Source organism: Bacillus sp. YKCMOAS1 (assembly GCF_030268125.1).
GTDB lineage: Bacteria > Bacillota > Bacilli > Bacillales > Bacillaceae > Bacillus > Bacillus safensis.
On sequence record NZ_BSEI01000005.1, the window covers coordinates 28,483 to 48,845 of the forward strand.

Below are 20,363 nucleotides of genomic sequence, written 5' to 3' on the forward strand. Positions count from 1 at the left end.
GTCTGAGATGGCAAATCAACCTGCAGCGACAAAACAGGGAGCAGGCTCCTTGTCTTTACTGATCATTTTAATGGCCGGTTTGTTCGTAGCGATTTTAAACCAAACGCTTTTGAACGTAGCTATGCCCCATTTAATGACAGAATTTAATGTGAGTGCGACAACGATTCAGTGGCTGACAACAGGCTACATGCTTGTCAACGGTGTGCTGATTCCGTTGTCTGCGTTTTTAATCACACGTTTTGGACAGCGCAGCTTATTCCTAGTGGCCATGATCTCATTTACACTAGGTACATTTATTTGCGGTATTGCGCCAAACTTTTCAACAATGCTCATCGGCCGTTTGATTCAGGCTGTCGGCGGCGGTATCTTACAGCCGCTCGTCATGACAACAATCCTTTTTATTTTCCCTCCGGAAAACAGAGGGAAAGGAATGGGAATTTTCGGTCTTGCGATGATGTTTGCTCCTGCAGTAGGACCAACATTATCAGGTTACATTATTGAACATTATTCTTGGCGTATTATGTTTTACGGACTTGTGCCAATCGGTGCGATTGTCATTATCGCGGCTTTCTTTATGTTTAAAAATATTGTAGAGCCTAAAAAAATCAAGCTGGACAGTCTTGGTGCGATTCTTTCAATCGTTGGTTTTGCTTCCCTTCTTTACGGAGTGAGTGAAGCAGGAAGTGATGGTTGGACAGATCCGATCGTCTTATCTACGATTATTATTGGTGCGATTGCGATTATTCTCTTTATTTTCCAACAGTTGAAAGTTGATAATCCGATGCTTGATTTCCGCGTATTTAAATACAGCATTTTCTCATTATCAAGTGTTATTAACATCATTATTACGGTTGCCTTATATACAGGGATGTTCTTACTTCCGATTTATCTGCAAAACCTCGTTGGGTTTACGGCATTGCAATCTGGGCTATTAATGCTTCCAGGGGCACTTGCGATGCTCATTATGTCCCCGATTTCAGGGATCTTGTTTGATAAATTTGGACCTCGTCCGCTTGCGATTGTGGGGATGCTCATTACCGTTGTCACGACATATGAGTTTACAAAGCTGACAATTGATACTTCTTATAGTCACATTGTGCTCATGTATGCAGTACGTGCATTTGGTATGTCACTTCTTATGATGCCGGTTATGACAGCAGGGATGAACCAATTACCACAGCACTTAAACAGCCATGGTACAGCGATGTCTAATACATTGAGACAAATTAGCGGTTCCATCGGTACGAGTTTGATCACAACGATTTATACGAATCGGACGACATTCCATTATTCCAATATGGCGGATCAAACAAATACAGCCGACCCGCTCTTTATGAATTCATTCCAGGCGGCTGTATCGAATGAGATGCATCATATGGGCATGACAGCAGAAGCTGCTCAAAAATATGTATCCACCCAGCTCTTTACGAAAGCACAGATCGATTCAAACGTGATGGGTATCAATGATGCTTACATGTGGGTGACATTATTCTGTGCGGCTGGTGTCATTCTCAGCTTGTTCCTGCGAGATGTTCGTAAGGATAAAAAGCGAAAAGAACAGCAGCATAAGAAACAAGAAATATCATTGCTTCCAGCACCTAAGGAAGCAAACCAAGATGCAAGATAAGTGTGGAGGGACCGTACATGAAAATTTATGTTGTATACGATAGTGAAGGTGACCATACAAAAGCACTTGCAGAAGCGATTGCAGCAGGCGCAGGTGAAACAGAGCAAGCTGAAGTATTCATTGATCACGTGAAAGATGCAGACATTCGCAAGCTCGATCAAATGGATGCGATCATTTGGGGATGCCCTGGTCACTTTGGTACCATTAGTTCAGGGTTAAAGACATGGATTGACCGTCTTGGCTACTTATGGGCAGAAGGAAAACTAATCGATAAAGTCGGTGCTGTTTTCTGTACAACTGCTACAACACACGGCGGTTTAGAAATGACAATGCATAATTTGATTACCCCAATGTTCCACCAAGGAATGCTTGTTGTCGGCCTTCCTGGGAATGTTCCTGAGAATGCTTTATACGGCTCTTACTATGGAGCTGGTGTGACATGCCCGATCGATTCTGATGAATTGATTTCGACTGAAGGCATTGAACTCGGAAAAGCACTAGGAAGACGTGTAGCATCAGTCACTGCATCATTTAAGCGATAAGGAGAGGGTTCTTTTGGCGACGATTATTGTAGCGTTAGTAGCTGCTGTTCTAGTCATTATTGGATTAGTAGCGTTCAATGTCAGACACGCATCGGCCGATAAGGAAGAGATCAAAGAAGATGTCTCCAATCAGCCTGACGTGCCGCATAGCGAGCCAGAAGCTGTGGCGAGACCTGTAGAGCCTGAAGTTGAAAAAAAAGCGTCAGAGCCTTCTCAAACAGATGATGCTGCGTCTGGCGACGATTTCTATAGACAGGCGCTTCAAAAGTTTAAACAGCCAGAACCACCTGTCAAAGAAGAAGAACCAGAAACTAAAATGAATGATGATATGTATCGTTCTGCTTTGCAGAAGCTAAAGCAGAAGGATAAATAAAAAAGAGAACCTCTCATCAGGTTCTCTTTTTTTATGGAACAAAAAAACCGCCGGCAGAAGCCGGGCGGTTTTCCTTCACTCTATAAAGTGCTAAAAGAGCAGATGCTCTTAAATTACGCTTTGTTAACGTTAGCAGCTTGTGGTCCACGGTTACCTTCAACGATTTCGAAAGAAACTGATTGACCTTCTTCTAAAGTTTTGAAGCCTTCGCCTTGGATAGCAGAGAAGTGAACGAATACATCGTCTTGACCTTCTACTTCGATGAATCCGAAACCTTTTTCAGAGTTGAACCATTTTACTTTACCTTCTAACATGAAATTTCCTCCTAAAGCGATCTTAACGCTTAAATTCACTATTCTTGCTCTTACACAAACTTCAAAGACGAAAACTCTTTCAAAACTTTCTTCTTAAAGATGATACGAACAAAAATAATTACCTTTACTTTACCAGTGTTTGCGGGAAAAAACAACTGTTATACGAAAACTTTTTTAAAAATAATTAGCGCTAACAAATTGAGGAAAATGCCTATGTCAAATGGTCTTTTTTTCTCTCTGAAAAGCTCACTTGATTTCGGCCGGACTCCTTCGCTTTATAGAGCTCTTGATCAGCTATAATCGGTAATTGCTTGATGTCTGCACCAGTTCCATGAGAATAAGCACATCCAATTGATACTGTAGTGTGAATGGACAGACCGTTTTTTAAATAAATCGGCTGATCTGCTATTTTTTTTCGTAAGCGTTCTGCAATCTGCCATGTTTTTTCAATTGTACAGTTTGGTAGAAGGACAGCGAATTCTTCACCGCCAATCCGCCCAATATAATCAGAGCTTCTTGTGTTTTTAATCAGCCTTGTACCAATTTCTTTTAAAACGATATCTCCCTCATGATGCCCATATTGATCATTAATGGTTTTGAAGTAATCGATGTCTAGGTAAATAAGGGACATTTGATGGATAGGCTGCTTCAACTTCTTAGTAAAAGCATCACTTAATACCTCATCGAACTTCCGTTTATTTAAAACACCTGTTAAAAAGTCATAATGAGCTTGGAATTTATACAAATTTAACAGCTGATATGCTTTTGTTTGATGCTCAATGACATAAAAGTTAAACAATCCAGCAATATATGAGAAAATCCAATAAGTAGAATGAAGTTGAAATGATGTCTCATGCACGACCATGATAAACAGGCTTGTGGCCATCACATTACCAATCGTAAGGGATAACAGCATTTTCACAACATGATTCATATGACGCTCTGCAATCAAAAAAGAAGAGGTTGCGATAAACATCATGGAAAAAATATTGATGGAAGAAGCGATGTTGGCTTCAATTAATAACCGGCCAATGATGACAACAAAGGCTGCAATCATTGTTTGGGCGATGCCTCCATAAAAGGCCGTTAAAATAAGGGGAATATGTCTTAAATCGATGATCGCTGGTCCTGTTTTAATAGAGAAGAACATTAAAAGGACACCGAGTAACCCAGAAAGCATGCCTTTGCATAGTTGTCTGAGCAAGGTATCTTCTTTCTTCAGAAAGTTCTCTTTAAACACAAGCATAAATAAATAATGGAAAGTAACAAGAATTGTTAAATTAATAAAGAGGTCTCTTAGCAAAATAGAATCACCTTTTTAAAATTACTAAAATTTGTTGCAAAAGAAAAGGGGAAAAAGGATAATTAATAAAAATTTTAATGATGAGGAATTGAAGAATATGCGAGGAAAACGCTTTCCAGATCAAACGGACTGGCTTTCTTTTTTTGAAAAAATGCCAGATGCCGGATTTGAAAAAGAAATGCCGGTTGAATATCAAGATTTGACGTTTCGATTCGAGAATCAGGAGGAGCGATTTGTTGTGGACATGTCGCTTGCTATGCGGGAATTTACCTTAAAGGTCGTTCGAAAAAAGACCGAATCCGTTTTAGGCATATATGATTTTAAAACTGTGCAGCATGTAGAGATAAAAAAAGATCGAAAGGAAGAAAAGGAGCTTTTGCTGATATTAGAGCATCATGACGACTTCCTCACAACAATCGAAATCTCATTTTTACCTTCCTTTTGTATCATGGTCAAAGAACATTTTTCTGGAGAATAAACAGGAGCCTCTCTTTATGAAGGCTCCTGTTTTATTATTTGTGCTCGATGTCATTGATAACTTGCTGGATTGATTCATCATCCATCACATTCATCACATTTTCATCAATGTGAAGAGATTGCGCATAAGACTCTCTTGGCTGATGGGTTCTTGTTGGTGATTGGTGCTGGTTTGTTTGATTTGGCTGGACAGCTGTGAATGCTTGCTTGATCATTTGTCCAACTTCACCTGTTCCTTTTGATTCTTTATGTGAGTGGGACTCATGGCGAGATGAGTTTTGGTCCTGATGGCTTGCGCCTTTCATCATTGAAGACATATTCATTTGTGTCATGCTTTTCAGCCTTCTTCGTAAAACCGGGGAGAATAATGCAATGATAGCTGTTGATACTGCGATCATTGCGCCAGTGCTCATACCTTTTCTTTTTTTAAACAAACGAATCCCTCCATTTGGTCGTGATGATTCTTCATCATGTTTAGGATGACCAAATCCAGCTGAATTATGAATTCATTTTACGAAAACAGAGGATGTGTGCATAAAAAGCCGACTGGATGAAAAACCTATGAGCAAAAGGAGGGAATAATTGATGAATAAGAAATGGATGCTATCTTTACTGCTCGTGCCAACATTAATCACCGCTGGGTGTGGAATGAACAATCAAGGCGATGAGCGTAGAGGAACAATGAAAAGGCAATATGAAAATGTCACATATAAGAATGACAACATGAGACAGGATCAGCCAGATGTTCAAACACCTCAGAAGGTCAAAGTGGCAGATAAGGCGTCAGAACTTGTAGCGAATATGCCTGAAGTGAAAACAGCGAACGTGCTTGTCACAGGAAAAAACGCATTTGTTGCCGTTGTACTTGAAGGCAATAAAAGCGGTGATGTAACGGACGATCTGAAAAAGAAAATTTCAGACAAAGTCAAATCAACGGATCAACAAATCGACAACGTGTATGTATCTGCTAATCCAGACTTTGTCGATCGTATGAAAGGTTACGGAAAACGTATTAAAAGCGGAGAGCCAATTTCAGGATTCTTCGATGAATTTACTGAAACGGTTAGACGTGTCTTCCCTGAATCAAAATAGCTACGACAAAAGCCGTATGTCATATGCGGCTTTTTTGTTTGGAACCGCACCTCGCGCACCTGACTGCATAAAGTAAAAAATATATCACCTCTTGTTGATCTTTGTTTCTTCATAGAAAGAGAAAGAGGGTGCAGGATGAATTCAGGTGGGGAGCAAATGAAAGGCAAGCCGTCATTGATTCATAAAAAACTTGTAGGCGGAATGATTGCAGCAGGTCTGATTTTTTATGCTTTCACCGCGTACTTGATTTATGTTGCGTTTCAGCTGACAGGACAATATTTAGAGCAGCAGTCTTCTCCTAAATCGATTATAACGGAGGGACTCAATAAGCAAGTCTATGAACATATTCGAATCTACTATGCAGAGGAAGAGGAAGCTTTTGTTGATCTGACAATAGAGGCCATGAAACAGGCAGAGAAAAGGACAGCGTCAGTGTTTCAATTTGAAGCTGACAGACCTTTAGACGTTATCTATTTTGATGATAAAGAGTCGATCGAACAAATGGCGGGGATCAAGCATATTACCGGATTTTACTCTGATCATGATCAAATGATTGGCTTATATCCAGATAAACGGGAAGCATTATTGAAGAAAGAGACACTGCCTTTATACTTTTTCAATACGTTGTTTATTCATGAGTATGCTCATTTTGTTTTCTATGAAAAGGTCCATTCATATGAAGTGTCTCCAGGAATGTTTCCGCTTTGGTTCCACGAAGGAACAGCAGAATGGACGGCCTATGACGTGTTAAATGCTACGTCTGAACGCTTCGACGTGATTCCTTTTCAATCTCTTCATTCTGATCAAGACTGGCAGAATTCCCGTGTGACGTATGAGACAGATGTCTATTTACAAAGCTATTATATGATCTATGAGCTGGTGCAGCTTTACGGACGAGACGTCATACATGAAATCATAGAGGAAACTGCGAAAACGGGCCAATTTGCTAGCGGCTTTGAACAGGCGACGGGGAAGAGGCTCACAGATTTTGAAGATCAGTTTAAAGTCATGTATCAAAGAAAAAACGGCTGACCAAAGAAGGGGGTCAGCCGTTTTTTTAATGAAGAGGCTTTTGTTGATCGGCCTTGCTAGGAGGCATTTGAACCTGCCCCTGAAGCGGTGCAAAAGCTGACGTCATGGCTGTCATGTCTTGTTTGGAAAGCTGAGGAACTTGATAGTAGCCATGCTTGTTTTGATACAAGAAAATTTCATACGCCATTTCGATAAAGTTCGGAATCTGCGCAGCAAGCACACGTCTGACAACAGGGTTTGTTACTTCTAATGCTGACATTGAAAGTAACCCAGCGTGTGATTTGACTAGGCTGAGCATGTGTCCTGTGATGCCTAAGTCTTTTACATCCTGTAGTGACTGGTTCGGCTTCTTCGGCTTCTTCGGCTGAGAAGGTTTGATTCCGTATGTCACTTGTGTGTGTTCTTTCATCATATAAGTAGCGGTTTCTTCACTAGGCTTTTGACCGGTAGAAAAACAATCTACAGTGACATTGTACTGGGATAAAACGAATTGATATTGTCGATCCAGGATGTCGGATAATGCAGGATCTTGAATAAATTGCCGGAAGATCATATATTGATCCAAAATATTAATCGTGCCGGCTAAAATTTCATGTAAATCGAATAACTCATGCCCGCCATGGTTGAGTTCAGGCTGCTGAGCGCTTCCTTGAAACATTGGCTGCTGATCGTTTTGCATTGAAATTCCTCCTTCTGTTTATACAATCTGTTTTAATGTGAGGATGTTTTCACGTTTTCATGCAAAAAACATTATTTACAATTAGAGGGTTTTCTTTCTTTTTGTCGAAAAAAAGTATCAGACGAATGAACATGGGGGTACCAGATGCAGGACAAAATCATTAATCGTTTGATAGAAGACGAACATGTGCAGACACCAGTGATCGGCATCGGTGTTTCGCCATTTGAACAGCATCATCTTGAGGCTTTTTTTCAATCATTACCACATGAATTAAATGCCTCTTTTATTGTTGTGCAAAATCATGTGACAGGCGATTGTATAACAGATTTGGAAGCACTTGTTTTACCGATTGGCTACCGGGCAAAAACGATTATACATGGTGAGAAAGTCATGAAGAAGACGATCTATTTTTGTCCGCAGCATGCAGCAGTGACGTTAACGGAAGATCACCGGCTTCATGTGTCTGAGCAGCTGCCAACAAACAAGACATGCTCTGTCAACTCGCTTTTTAAGTCACTTGCCAGTGTTCAAAAGGAAGAGGCGTTTGCGATCTTCTTTCAAAAAGGTCATTGTGTGGGGAGTGGATTGCTGCAGTTGGTTGAGCAAGGCGGTACAGCCTTATCGTGCAGTGAGGTAGAGAGTGGTTTTGACAGTATGTATCATCACACATTCAAAAATCCAGCCACCCTTGCGGCATATATGGCCAATATCATCAATGTTCCGCATACTGATGAGATGGATCCAGCTTTACTAAGAATCATTGAACGTCTTGAAATGTATAAAGGGATTGCCTTTTCAGCCTATGAGAAGAAAAGGCTGCTTTCTGTCATTCAAAAGCGTATGCGCACTGCAAACGAGCCGATGTCATTATTATCAGAGTACGATCGTTTATTAGAAAGAGAACCAGATGAGCTTGATCGCCTGCACGCTCAGCTCCTAAGCGGCACGACTACTTTCTTTAGAGATACGGAGGCTTTGCGAGTATGTGAACAGAAGGTGATACCGTCAATCATTGACCATTCAATGAACAACGGGAAATCTCGATGCCGAATTTGGATTGCGGGATGTTCGACAGGGGAAGAAGCTTATTCTTTTACAATTTTATTTTTAGAAGAAATGAAGCGAAGAGATGTGTCCATTGAACTTCAAGTCTTTGCGACAGATATCAACCGAAAAGCCATTCAAATAGCTAGTAAAGGTCTTTATTCGAGAGAATCTATGGCAAGCATACCGGAAAAATGGCGGGCGCGATATTTCGAAAAGAAAGGTGACGCTTTTATTGTGAAGCAGTCGCTTAGAAAACATATTGTTTTTGCTCCTCACAATTTATTGATTGATTCACCTTTTATCCACCTCGATTTTATCAGTTGCCGAAATGTTCTGATGTACTTTGAGCCAGAAGTGCAAAAACGAGTATTATCCCGATTCCAATATGCTTTAAAAGATCAAGGAGTGTTGATTTTAGGGCCAAATGAAACGATCTCCAATATCCCTCGATTGTTTCAATTGTTCAATGAGAAGTGGAACATTTACACCTATTCCAACGTTCCTGCACCTAGTGTCCCTTGGGTACATGACGCTCGTGATGCCGAGTTAAAAAAGCGAGCTGCACAATATATGAAGGATGTAAGCGAGGATTATGATGCATGTATAGTCATTAATGATTGTAACAAAATCCTGGCGATGTCAAATGGGGCCTATTCCTTCTTAGACCATGTAGAAGTGTCAGATCAATCATGTGAATATGTGACACCTGAATATTTGAAAGAGATGTTAAGCCAAACCTTTCAAAAGGTGTGGACTGACGAGACAGAGGTTGTGTTTCAGCATGTTCTCATTTCGGAAAAAGGAAAAAAGCAGTATGCGGATTTTACTGTAAAGAGTTTTGATCGCCGTTTTAAAGGAGTATACGTCATTCTCATTCGAATGAATGAGAGAGGGAAAAATCAAAAGAACAGCAGGGAAAATGGGATGCCAGATCAGAATTCAGTCTATCAACAGCGTATTGTCGACTTAGAAAATGAACTAAATGAAGTCAAACAAAAAGAGCAGGAGGCAAGGGCTCAATTAAAAGCGAAAAACACGCAAATAGCGGAGCTTGAGAAAAAACACGATCATTTTATTAATATCATAAACAACTTAAGGGTAACAAGGGAAGAACTATATAGACCTTCTGTCAAGCCGGAGCTTACGACGTTGTTTGTGGACCGAGACATGAATATTCGCTACTACACTCCTACAGCTGCCTCTTTATTTACTTCAGCTCAAATAAGGCACCAGCAATCCTTTCAATCGATGGCTAAGAAACTTACGCAGGAAACGCTCTATCATGACATACAATCCGTTATCTCGGACAAGCGCGTCATCGAACGAGAAATTGAAACGAATGAAGGAGAACAATTCACCGTTCACATCACACCTATCCTTGACCAAGATCATGAGGGAGCGGTGATGACGTGGATTAAAATGACGGAAATGACAAAAATGAAACAGTCACTTCATCTAGCGGTAACAGCACTGGATAATAGCCATATCCATATTGTTGTTGCAACTGAGGAAGGGGTCATCCAATGCGTGAATCAGCGTTTTTGCCAGTTTGTGCAGCAGCATGAATATGACCTGATCGGCAAAGATATCTTTTCTGTCTATCATTCGCTGTGTCAATGTGATGATTTAGAAAAGCAATGGGACGTTTGTTTAAAAGAAGGCAGCTGGACAGGTGAGCTGTACTTTCAGGATTTATCAGGTCGTGAACGATGGGAGAGGGTCTCTTTACATCGAATTGATGATCCTGACAAAATGCAGTCTACCGTGATGCGGATTTCAGAAGACATTACGAATCAAAAGCAGTCAGAGAAGATGCTGATGAAGTCAGAGATGCTTTCCGCAGTAGGTCAGCTTGCAGCCGGCATCGCCCATGAGATAAGGAACCCGCTGACGTCGTTAAAGGGATTTTTACAGCTGATGATTCAAAGTAAGAAATATCAGAAGGATTATGCAGATGTGATGATGTCTGAATTTAATCGACTTGAAGCCATTATTAATGAATTCCTTGTGCTCTCTAGAAGCAAATCGGTGAAATTTGAGCCGGTACAAGTCAATCTTCTGCTCGAAGAAGTGATCATGGTCGTTGAATCACAGGCGGTTTTAAAAGGCGTGTCTATTCAAAAGAATTTGTCTCCGTCGCTGCCAAACATTCAAGGTATACCGAATGAGCTGAAACAAGTTTTCTTAAACATTCTTAAAAACGGTATTGAAGCGATGGATGGTGTGACAGGTGTTATTCAGGTCACATCCGTATTGGAACATAATCAGATGATGCTGATCTTTGAAGACCAAGGTAAGGGCATACCAGAAGACGAAATAGGGAAACTGGGTGAACCTTTTTATACAACGAAGGAAAAAGGGACTGGCCTTGGTTTAATGATGACGATTAAAATCATTGAAAGCCATGGCGGCAGCATTCGTTTTGAAAGCAAAAGCTTTGAGGGGACACGGGTGATTATTACGTTTCCAATGAGCTAGCAGACATAAGATTTACAAGAAATCCATCTACCATCAATATTTACTTAGTACACTATGAGAGATGAAGCTCGGAAGGGGAGAGGTCTAATGAAACGTGTTCGATCCATTCGAATGATCTGCTGTTTGGTTTTGGTGATCTTTAGTCTGCAAACTTTACTGCCTGGCGTGATCACAGCAGAACAAGCCAGTGCGTCTGAAAAGAAGGAAACGGTATGGAACCAAAAGAAGCCAATGAAAATCAAGAAAGCCCGTCAGCTAATCGGAGAGACAGTGACAGTGAGCGGAATTGTGACAGCAGATCAATCTGCTATAGGCAATGGGAAACTGTCAACGTACATTCAAGACAAATCAGCTGGAATCAATATATATTCAGCACAGCCTGACAACTTCCCAGAACTAAAAGCGGGCATGAAGGTGACAGTATCGGGGAAGATCACGTCTTATAAAGGACTGATTGAAATTGTGCCGGATCGAGACCGCCTGAAGATCGATGGTGTGAATCAAGCCTTGCCAAAGCCGAAGCGAGTCTCCGTGAAACAACTAGAAACGGATCAGGCACGTAAACATGAAGGAAAACTTGTGAAGGTCAAGGGCTATGTTGAATCAAAACCAGAGCAGCCGGCTGGCGGTGGATACAATGTGGTGATCATTGATAAAAAATATCACAGCACCACCCTTAGAGTGATGGTGGATACAAGTGCCATTGATGAAGTGAAGACAGGGAAATGGTATGAGTTTACAGGAGTGTTAAGCAGGTATGATACGCTGCAGGTGCTTCCACGACACAAGGGTGATGTCAGCCTGCTGAAACGCCAGCCAAAGCCGCCAAAAATCAAGAAAGAATACGAGGCAACGGTTGACCGGGTGGTGGATGGAGATACGATTCATTTAAAGAAGCCTGTGCTTGGTACAACAAAGGTGCGCTTTGTGAATATGGACACGCCGGAAACGTACCATAAGCCCAAAAATGAATTAGATCAAAATCAGCTGCGTTTTGGACAGAAGGCGGCGGACTATTTAAACACACTTCTTTCAAGCGGAGATAAAGTCACATTAAAGATTGGTCCAGAAGCGAAGGACGGCTATGGACGTCTTTTAGCTCAAGTCAAAACCAAAAAAGGGATCAATACGAATTTAGAGCTTGTGAAAAAAGGATATGCCCCTACGTACTTCATATGGCCAGTTGGAGATGAAAAAGACTATCAAACGTTCCAAAAAGCTGTCAAAGAAGCGAAAGAAAAAGGGCTTGGCATTTGGAATGAAGCAGATCCGCTGCTGGAACAGCCGTTTGAATTTAGAGCACGTGAACAGAAAAAAGGACTGACACGCTACGTCGGTGATTCATCAGCGAAAACGTACGTATCGCCTGACAGCTGGAAAGAAATCGCTGTAGATAAACGCATCTTTTTTGCTTCAAAAGAAGAAGCAGAACAGGCTGGCTATCAGCCGGCAGAAGGAACTGGGGAAGTCCCATTAACCATTTTAAGCATGAATGATTTACACGGGAAAATTGATCAACAATACGAACTGGATCTGAAAGGTGATGGCAATAAAGGAACGTACGGACGGATGGATTATGTGGCGGCTTATATGAAACAAAAACAAGCAGCAAACAAAAATACGATCACAGTCCATGCTGGAGATATGATTGGCGGCAGCTCTCCAATATCTTCTCTTCTGCAAGATGAACCAACGGTTGAACTCATGGAGAACATTGGCTTTGATGTTGGCACGGTCGGCAACCATGAATTTGATGAAGGGGTGGACGAGCTATTACGGATCATAAATGGCGGAGAACATCCTAAAGGCACAAAGGGATATGACGGACAGAATTTTCCGCTCGTTTGTGCAAACTGTGAATACAAGGATACAGGTAAACCACTTTTACCTGCATATGAAATAATGGATGTCGAAGGAATCCCTGTAGCATTTATCGGTGTTGTGACAAAATCAGCCGCAGGAATGGTCATGCCAGAAGGAATTAAAGACATTCAGTTTACAGATGAAGTTAAAGCCGTAAATGAAGCCGCGAAGGAATTAAAACAAAAAGGGATCAAGGCCATTGCGGTTTTAGCTCATATGACAGCCTCGCAAAATGGAGATACCATCACTGGAGAGAGTGCGAAGCTTGCCAAAGAAGGCGATGATGAAATTGATGTCATCTTTGCAGGGCATAATCACGAAGTCGTAAACGGAGAGGTCAATGGGAAATTAATTGTTCAAGCCTTTGAATATGGGAAGGCCATTGGCGAAGTTAATGTAACACTTGACCGCAAAACGAAGGATATTGTCAAAAAGAGTGCGAATATCCAGTATGTAGACCAGTCTGGTATTGAAAAGGACAAGGAAGCAGCCGGCATCTTGGCTCATTACGGGAAAGAAGTTGAGCCGATTATTAGTGAGGTAGTTGGAGAAGCTGGTGTCAAAATGGAAGGCGGCTATTCAAATGATGGAGACACGCCGCTCGGTAATTTGATTGCCGATGGTATGAGATATTCTATGAAAAGTGATTTTGCCATGATGAATGGCGGCGGGATCAGACAAAACCTTGAAAAAGGGCCGATTACGTGGGGAGATCTGTTTAATATTCAGCCCTTTGGCAACGTTTTAGTTAAACTTGAGATTAAGGGGAAAGACTTGGCTGAGATCATTGAAGCGCAAATTTCTCCTCAATTTGGACCAGATTATAGCATTTCGGGCTTTTCATATTCCTATGATCCGGTAACATATAAAGTAGTCGACTTAAAGCTTCCAGATGGTTCAGCCGTTGCGCTCGATCAAACGTATACACTCACGGTGAATAATTTTATGGCAACTGCAACTGGCAGTAAATATGCACCGATAGGACGGCTGGGGAAAAATCCTGAAACAGGTCCAGAGGATTTAGAAGCCACTGTCGCTTTTGTGAAGAGCTTTGAAGGAGCTTCCATTGTGTATCAAAAAGAGGGACGCATTCAAAAAGCAAAACAAGAAGAAAAAGCAGCAAGCTAAAGACCGTATCATCTAAGAGAAATGTAACAGGTAAAGGAGTTTAAGCATGAAAAAGTGGCTTGCACTTACTGTGATGACAGCAGGAATTGTCTTGCTCGGCTGGGGAATTTGGCAAATTGCCTCTACGCACCTTCAAACGGCACAATCATTAGAAGATGCAAAGAAAGCGGTAGCGGACGATCAAGGGATGTCAAAGAAGCAGTTTTCTCCTGGTGTGGGGAAAGCCTCTGGCATCCTGACGATTCCGAAATTAAAAGCAGACCTTCCCATTGTCGAAGGGACAGATGCGGATGATCTTGCCAAAGGAGTCGGGCATTACAAAGGCAGTTATTACCCAGATCAGAAGGGACAAATCGTCCTATCTGGCCATCGTGACACGGTGTTTCGCCGAACAGGTGAACTGAATATTGGGGATCAGCTGAAAATCACTGTGCCGTATGGTGAGTTTGTTTATGAAATCACACATACGAAAATCGTGGATCAGCATGATACTTCCATTATTACTTTGCAGAATAAAAAGGAAGAGCTGGTGTTAACAACATGCTATCCATTTCATTTCGTCGGCAATGCACCAGAGCGGTATATTATTTATGCAAAAAGAGCATCTGTCTAAACAAAAAGAGCCTGCTGTTCAAATGCAGGCTCTTTTTTAATGGATGATTTCGTCCATGAGCTGGGACATATCTAGAGGAAGCGGTGCTTCTATGCTCAGGTGCTCACCTGTAAAAGGATGTGTCATGTCTACTTGTTTGGCATGGAGAGCGCATCTGTTGATATGATGACGAGCTCCGCCATAAAGTGTATCTCCGGCTAAAGGGTGCCCGAGACTGCTAAGATGGACTCGAATTTGATGTGTTCTTCCAGTCTCTAGTTGCAGCTTGACGGCTGTCATTTGCAGACGTTTATTACTGTCCATGACCTGAAAGTGAGTGACAGCACTTTGACCAGTAGGAGAGATTCTTCGTCTGACGGCATGATGCTTGTCACGGCCGATCGCTGCATCGATAGTGCCTTTCTTTTTCTTGAAAAGTCCTTCTGCGATGGCGATGTATGTTCTACGAATCGTTTTTTTAGAAAGCATTTGATCAAGCACAGCATGAGCTAACCTGTGTTTAGCAAAAATGACAGTGCCGCTTGTATCTTGATCAAGCCTGTGGATATGTCTTACTCGCTTTTCCTCGCCATTTGCTTGAAAATGAAAGGCCACAAGGTTAGCCAGTGTGCCCGTTTGTCCCTTTTCATTTGGGTGCGTTGGTCGTCCAGCGGGCTTTTGCACAATCAATAAGTGCTCGTCCTCAAAAAGCACCTCTAATTCACCATATTCTGGCGTTACATCACTCTCTTCCGTTTCAAATAAATCGATCAAGATGTGATCGCCTGTACTAACCTTTGCCGCGTGATGGGCAGGCTTTTGATTTAAACGTATTTTTTGGTGCTCCATCCAAAAATGGATAATCGGTTTTGAGGCCGACACGGCTGTTTTTAAAAACTGACTCAGTGAAATGTCATGATGCTGCTCGCCTGCTTTTAGCGAGAGCGTGTGTCCTTTAATGTTCATGATATCCGTTCCTCTCTTTGGGTATATATAGGAAACACTTACCTTGGCGAACGCCTTTTTTTCTGTGCTATTCTGAATGGAGAAATAACGACAGAGAGGTAGATGTCACGTGAGATTAATGAAAGCTGCTACAGACCTGCAGGAGCAGGCAATTGAAGAAATATCAAAGGATGTTGAAGATCTTCTATCCCATCCTGTCGATGAAGACCCAGCTGCGCGTCAAAAAGAACGCCCGCTAACCTTTGTTGAAGGGGTTTATAATGGAACGATGGACGATGCTTTTCGTATTTTATCGGGACTTCAGCTATTACATACCATTATTGTAAAACCTAAACGCCATATTACAAAGTGTGATCGTGAGCTATTCGAGCGAAACCGTGAGCAGGTCAATGCATGCGGCTTTTCTTTTCCGTTTGATTTAGACGATTTTGCCAGCCGCCGCCTTCAAAATGCGTAAAAGTTGGTGTGAACTTCCTTGTTAACTTACAAGGCTGCCGCACATACTATTTTTAAGGGAACGGAGAAACCTTTAGATCTGTAATACCAAACCCGCTCTTTTTCAACATTGCCTATTTCTCCACGAATCGGAGCGCTTGGACCTCTTGCAGAATGAACCGAACACGGGTAGGAGCCTGACAAAATGGTACAGGCTCCTTTTATACATAATTATTTTAGCAGACATTCATCTTTGAAAGTCAATTTTATTCACGATATGATAGCATTGAGTATCATATTAAAGACTTTCGTAAAAAAAAGGAGTGGCCTCGTTGGTAAAGGCGATTATATTTGATTTTGACGGATTAATTTTAGATACAGAAACACATGAATATGAAGTATTACAAGAAATGTTTGCGGAGCATGAGTCAGAGCTGCCTCTTTCCGTTTGGGGCAACGTCATCGGGACGCAGGCAGGCTTTAAGCCGTTTGAATACTTGGAAAAACAGCTAGGAAAGACGCTCGATCATGAGGCACTCACTGCGGACCGGCGTTCTCGTTTTCAAAAGAGAATAAAGGATGAATCAGCACGACCTGGCGTAGAAGCTTATTTACAGGCAGCGAAGGAGCTTGGGATCAAGATTGGACTTGCTTCCAGCTCAGACTATAAATGGGTGTCTGATCACCTGAAGCAAATTGGTCTTTTTGATTACTTTGAATGTATCCGTACGTCAGATGATGTGGAAGAAGTCAAACCTCATCCAGAGCTTTATTTGCAAACCGCAAGCTGCTTAGGTGTAGAGCCAAAGGATTGTGTGGCTTTTGAGGATTCAGTGAATGGATCAGTGGCTGCCAAACGGGCAGGCATGAAATGCGTCATCGTCCCAAATAAAGTGACGAGCACGCTGCAATTTGAAGAATACGATGTGAGATTAGAATCCATGGCTGAAATCGAATTGCTCCAGCTATTCCATCAGCTTGAAAAAGAGGATCAGTAAGGGGGCAAAAACATCATGGCAGAAAAACTCGATTTAACGCGGTTTGAAAAAAGAATGGTGATCCGTAATATCCGGGAAGAAGATATTGACCGAATCATTGCCTTACAAGAGGTATGCTTTCCGGGCATGGACCCTTGGAAACGGGAGCATCTTGAAAGCCATCTTGAACATTTCCCAGGAGGGCAGTTTTGTGCTGAATTTGAGGGAGAAATCATTGGCTCTTGTTCAAGTTTATTAATTAACTTTGATGAATACGATGACCGTCATACTTGGCAGGACATCACAGATGATGGGTACATTACAAACCATAATCCAGATGGGATGAATATGTACGGAATTGAGGTTATGGTTAGTCCTGAGTACCGCCGCATGAAAATTGGCCATCGTTTATATGAAGCAAGAAAAGACTTAGCAAGAAGATTAAATTTGAAAAGTATCATTATTGGGGGACGCATCCCGAATTATCATAAATACCAAGAGGAAATGACGCCTCGTCAATATGTCGAGCAGGTCATGCTTCACCAAATTTATGATCCTGTTTTATCTTTTCAGCTGTTAAATGAATTCAGCCTGATGCGGATTAATCCGAATTATTTGCCGGATGATAAGGCATCCAGCACATACGCGACGCTAATGGAATGGAACAACGTCGATTATCGTCCGCAATCAAAAAGATATTATAAATCGGCGTTCCCAGTACGCATTTGCGTCATTCAATATGCGATGAAACAAATTCATTCCTTTGAGGAATTTATGAATCAGGTGGAGTATTATGTTGATGTCGCATCAGATGCGTCAGCTGACTTTGCCGTATTCCCAGAAATTTTTACAACGCAGCTCATGTCTTATTTAGAGGAGCGCTCCCCAAGTCTTGCAGTGCAGCGTATCACGGAATATACCGAGGACTACATTAATTTGTTCACAGACCTTTCTGTGAAGTACAACATTAATATCATTGGTGGATCCCATTTCGTTGAAGAGGAAGGGAAAATCTACAATATCGCGTATTTATTTAGACGTGATGGAACGATTGAAAAGCAATATAAGCTCCATATCACACCGAATGAAAGAAAATGGTGGGGGATTTCAGCAGGTGATCAGGTTCGGGTATTTGATACGGACTGTGGTAAAATTGCGATCCAAATTTGCTACGATATTGAATTTCCTGAACTGTCTCGGATTGCAGCTGATAAAGGAGCAAAAATTATTTTTACTCCGTTCTGTACAGAAGACCGTCAAGGCTATTTAAGAGTGCGTTATTGTGCACAGGCTAGAGCGGTTGAAAACCAGATTTATACCGTCATCTCTGGAACTGTCGGAAACCTTCCGCAAACCGAAAATATGGATGTCCAATATGCACAATCAGCGATTTTTGCCCCATCTGACTTTGAATTTGCAAGAGATGGGATTGTAGGAGAGTGTAATCCGAATATAGAAATGGTTGTCGTTGGCGATGTCGATTTAGAAATTTTAAGAAGACAGCGGCAAGATGGAACGGTACGTCAGCTCAAAGACCGAAGAAGAGATGTGTACCATATTGAATATAAGAAATAATGAAAGGAAGCGCCTACCACAAGGCGCTTCTTTTTTATGACATTTTTTAAAATGACATAGCAGCTGGACGAGCTAAGGCTTTCGCTGCTACCTGTTCAAGATTCATCATAATGTATTGAAAAAATAAGCTGAAGAAGGAGGAGAGCTTATTTTTTCATGTGATAAAGGGATGCTGGAGAAAAATCTGAATATACTGAAACGAGATCATGTGTTCAAAAAGGAGAGGAAAATGGGGCGACAAGCTAAACATTTGTATATCAATTTACCGGTAAAGCATGTCAAGGAATCAAAGGCTTTTTTTGAGCAGCTGGGTTTTGACTTTCAAGAGCAGCTGACGAATGATCAGGCAGCTTGTTTGGTCATTGGTGACACCATTACGGTCATGCTGTTAACCCATAAGCATTTTCAAACCATCTCAGAGAAACAATTGGTGGATGCAAGGCAGGGTTCAGAGGTCATTGTATCTATGCGGGTTGATTCACGAAAAGAGGTCGATGAGCTGGTGGAGCAGGCGATGGCAGCAGGCGGGTCACCGTTTAAGGAAAAGCAGGATCATGGGTTCATGTACGGTTGGAGCTTTCAGGATCTTGATGGTCATTTGTGGGAAGTGTTCTATTTGGATGAGGAGAGAAGCAGCCTTTCATAAGGGTGCTTCAGCGTGTAGACAAACCCTCGCATTCGGTGTCAGGCCTGCGCTCCGATGCTCACGAATGTCAAATTCGCTCCGCTTCGGTACTCGTCCTTTCTAGACTGCAAAGGATTTCAATCACGCTGAAAAGAAGACAAAGGGCTAAAATAAAGAACATTTTAGCCCTTTGTCAATAATCAGAAGCGACCTTTCATAAGGTCGCTTCTTTTTTATTGTTTAACAGTGGTATGATTATGAGGAAACAAAAAATAGGAATTCATCTAGAGAAAAGTAGGTGCAGCATGGAGTTTTTACTTGTCTTACTGCCAGTGTTCGGTATTTTCCTTATCGGGTATATTGGGCAGAAGGCCATTGGTTTTGACATACATACGCTCTCATCAATGTCTTTATATTTAATGTCACCATTTCTTGCGTTTGAAACCTTTTATCAAAACAAAGTGTCGATGGACTATGTGTACTTATCTATTTTTGTCGTCGGACTTTGTCTTTCACTTGTTTTATGTGTCTTTATTTTATCTCGTATTTATGGTTATTCGAAGGAAATGTATTGTGCCATGATTCTGTCGTCAGCATTTATGAACAATGGGAATTACGGCACGCCTGTTGTCCTGCTTGTTTTCGGAGCAGCTGGTTTAGATATTGCTATCGTTTTAATGGTGCTACAGCAGCTTGTCATGAGTACGATCGGTATGTATTATGCAGCAAAGGGCGGAGAGGATGCAGGGGATGGAAAGGTCGTGCTGAAAAAAGTGCTGCGTATGCCGGTTGCATATGGGGCACTCCTCGGTCTATTATTTCAGCTAATGGATCTTTCACTACCTAAAGAGGTGATGACGGGTGTCCAGCTTGTGGGAGATGCCGCCATACCGACGATTATGCTTATTTTAGGTATGCAGCTCGCCGTCATTTCTTTTAAGCAAGTGGATTATCGCAACATTTCTTATGCTGTATTGCTGAAGCTGTTTATCTCACCACTCATCGCATTTGGCTTTACACTTATTTTACCGGTAGATGATCTAGTGAAACAAATTATGATCTTAGTTGCAGCCATGCCGACAGCAGCAAATACTACGCTCATGGCTGTACAATTTCGAACGAAGCCTGAATTTGTCTCAAGCACGACATTTCTCAGTACCGTTTTAAGCATCGTGACATTACCAGTTTTATTATGGATTTTATCTATGCACCCTCTGGGATAGGGGATAGGCGGCAAA

At 41.7% G+C, this 20,363-nt stretch carries 19 protein-coding genes; 14 read left to right on the forward strand and 5 right to left on the reverse strand.

The window, feature by feature from the left end; genetic code table 11:
- Positions 1-7: 7 nt before the first annotated feature.
- From QSJ46_RS15095 to QSJ46_RS15105, 3 genes are read left to right on the forward strand one after another with little or no spacing between them, the layout of a single operon-like run.
- A complete protein-coding gene (locus QSJ46_RS15095) occupies positions 8-1,627 on the forward strand; it encodes a DHA2 family efflux MFS transporter permease subunit (RefSeq protein ID WP_285604942.1) in 1,620 nt (539 codons plus the stop codon).
- A 17-nt stretch (positions 1,628-1,644) separates the two neighbouring features.
- Positions 1,645-2,169, forward strand: a complete 525-nt coding sequence (locus QSJ46_RS15100; protein WP_024425322.1) for an NAD(P)H-dependent oxidoreductase — start codon at positions 1,645-1,647, stop codon at positions 2,167-2,169.
- A 13-nt stretch (positions 2,170-2,182) separates the two neighbouring features.
- A complete protein-coding gene (locus tag QSJ46_RS15105) occupies positions 2,183-2,542 on the forward strand; it encodes a hypothetical protein (RefSeq protein ID WP_039177402.1) in 360 nt (119 codons plus the stop codon).
- A 113-nt stretch (positions 2,543-2,655) separates the two neighbouring features.
- Here the strand turns inward: QSJ46_RS15105 and cspB are convergent, their stop codons facing one another.
- Positions 2,656-2,856, reverse strand: a complete 201-nt coding sequence (cspB, locus tag QSJ46_RS15110) for a cold shock-like protein CspB (RefSeq protein ID WP_008349061.1) — start codon at positions 2,854-2,856, stop codon at positions 2,656-2,658.
- Between the two features lie 211 nt (positions 2,857-3,067).
- Complete coding sequence (locus QSJ46_RS15115; protein ID WP_107163796.1) at positions 3,068-4,159, reverse strand: GGDEF domain-containing protein; 1,092 nt, start codon at positions 4,157-4,159, stop codon at positions 3,068-3,070.
- 97 nt (positions 4,160-4,256) lie between these two features.
- Here QSJ46_RS15115 and QSJ46_RS15120 point away from each other — a divergent pair, with 97 nt between their 5' ends.
- Positions 4,257-4,637, forward strand: a complete 381-nt coding sequence (locus tag QSJ46_RS15120; protein WP_047202859.1) for a hypothetical protein — start codon at positions 4,257-4,259, stop codon at positions 4,635-4,637.
- A 34-nt stretch (positions 4,638-4,671) separates the two neighbouring features.
- Here QSJ46_RS15120 and QSJ46_RS15125 read toward each other — a convergent pair whose 3' ends face one another.
- Positions 4,672-5,070, reverse strand: coding sequence for a hypothetical protein (locus QSJ46_RS15125; RefSeq protein WP_047202860.1), 399 nt, complete (start codon positions 5,068-5,070; stop codon positions 4,672-4,674).
- A gap of 151 nt (positions 5,071-5,221) precedes the next feature.
- On the opposite strand from QSJ46_RS15125, the gene QSJ46_RS15130 reads away from it, so the two are divergent.
- Positions 5,222-5,728, forward strand: coding sequence for a YhcN/YlaJ family sporulation lipoprotein (locus QSJ46_RS15130; protein ID WP_047202861.1), 507 nt, complete (start codon positions 5,222-5,224; stop codon positions 5,726-5,728).
- Positions 5,729-5,884: 156 nt separating this feature from the next.
- Entirely contained in the window at positions 5,885-6,760 is an 876-nt protein-coding gene (locus QSJ46_RS15135) for a hypothetical protein (RefSeq protein WP_352230653.1), read from the forward strand.
- A 25-nt stretch (positions 6,761-6,785) separates the two neighbouring features.
- On the opposite strand, the gene QSJ46_RS15140 is transcribed toward QSJ46_RS15135, so the two are convergent.
- The gene (locus QSJ46_RS15140; protein ID WP_285604944.1) at positions 6,786-7,439 is read right to left on the reverse strand and encodes a spore coat protein; all 654 of its coding nucleotides are present in this window, start codon (positions 7,437-7,439) and stop codon (positions 6,786-6,788) included.
- A 144-nt stretch (positions 7,440-7,583) separates the two neighbouring features.
- Between QSJ46_RS15140 and QSJ46_RS15145 the strand changes: the two genes are divergently transcribed.
- From QSJ46_RS15145 to QSJ46_RS15155, 3 genes are all read left to right on the forward strand, one after another.
- Entirely contained in the window at positions 7,584-10,964 is a 3,381-nt protein-coding gene (locus QSJ46_RS15145; RefSeq protein WP_269773384.1) for a CheR family methyltransferase, read from the forward strand.
- 87 nt (positions 10,965-11,051) lie between these two features.
- Positions 11,052-13,955, forward strand: a complete 2,904-nt coding sequence (locus QSJ46_RS15150; protein ID WP_285604945.1) for a 5'-nucleotidase C-terminal domain-containing protein — start codon at positions 11,052-11,054, stop codon at positions 13,953-13,955.
- A gap of 46 nt (positions 13,956-14,001) precedes the next feature.
- Positions 14,002-14,568, forward strand: a complete 567-nt coding sequence (locus tag QSJ46_RS15155; protein WP_075611082.1) for a class D sortase — start codon at positions 14,002-14,004, stop codon at positions 14,566-14,568.
- A 36-nt stretch (positions 14,569-14,604) separates the two neighbouring features.
- Here the strand turns inward: QSJ46_RS15155 and QSJ46_RS15160 are convergent, their stop codons facing one another.
- Positions 14,605-15,513: an RluA family pseudouridine synthase gene (locus QSJ46_RS15160; RefSeq protein ID WP_285604946.1), complete on the reverse strand. Its 909-nt coding sequence runs from the start codon at positions 15,511-15,513 to the stop codon at positions 14,605-14,607.
- 109 nt (positions 15,514-15,622) lie between these two features.
- On the opposite strand from QSJ46_RS15160, the gene QSJ46_RS15165 reads away from it, so the two are divergent.
- From QSJ46_RS15165 to QSJ46_RS15185, 5 genes are all read left to right on the forward strand, one after another.
- Positions 15,623-15,970 carry a DUF5365 family protein gene (locus QSJ46_RS15165; RefSeq protein ID WP_047202867.1) on the forward strand — a complete coding sequence of 116 codons (348 nt, stop codon included), beginning with the start codon at positions 15,623-15,625 and terminating at the stop codon, positions 15,968-15,970.
- A 310-nt stretch (positions 15,971-16,280) separates the two neighbouring features.
- Positions 16,281-16,946, forward strand: coding sequence for an HAD family hydrolase (locus QSJ46_RS15170; protein WP_039177430.1), 666 nt, complete (start codon positions 16,281-16,283; stop codon positions 16,944-16,946).
- A 15-nt stretch (positions 16,947-16,961) separates the two neighbouring features.
- Positions 16,962-18,500 (forward strand): bifunctional GNAT family N-acetyltransferase/carbon-nitrogen hydrolase family protein, encoded by a 1,539-nt coding sequence (locus QSJ46_RS15175; protein ID WP_285604947.1) that lies wholly within the window; start codon positions 16,962-16,964, stop codon positions 18,498-18,500.
- A 229-nt stretch (positions 18,501-18,729) separates the two neighbouring features.
- Entirely contained in the window at positions 18,730-19,146 is a 417-nt protein-coding gene (locus QSJ46_RS15180) for a VOC family protein (RefSeq protein ID WP_047202910.1), read from the forward strand.
- Positions 19,147-19,430: 284 nt separating this feature from the next.
- Positions 19,431-20,348, forward strand: coding sequence for an AEC family transporter (locus QSJ46_RS15185; protein ID WP_039177433.1), 918 nt, complete (start codon positions 19,431-19,433; stop codon positions 20,346-20,348).
- Positions 20,349-20,363: the final 15 nt, after the last annotated feature.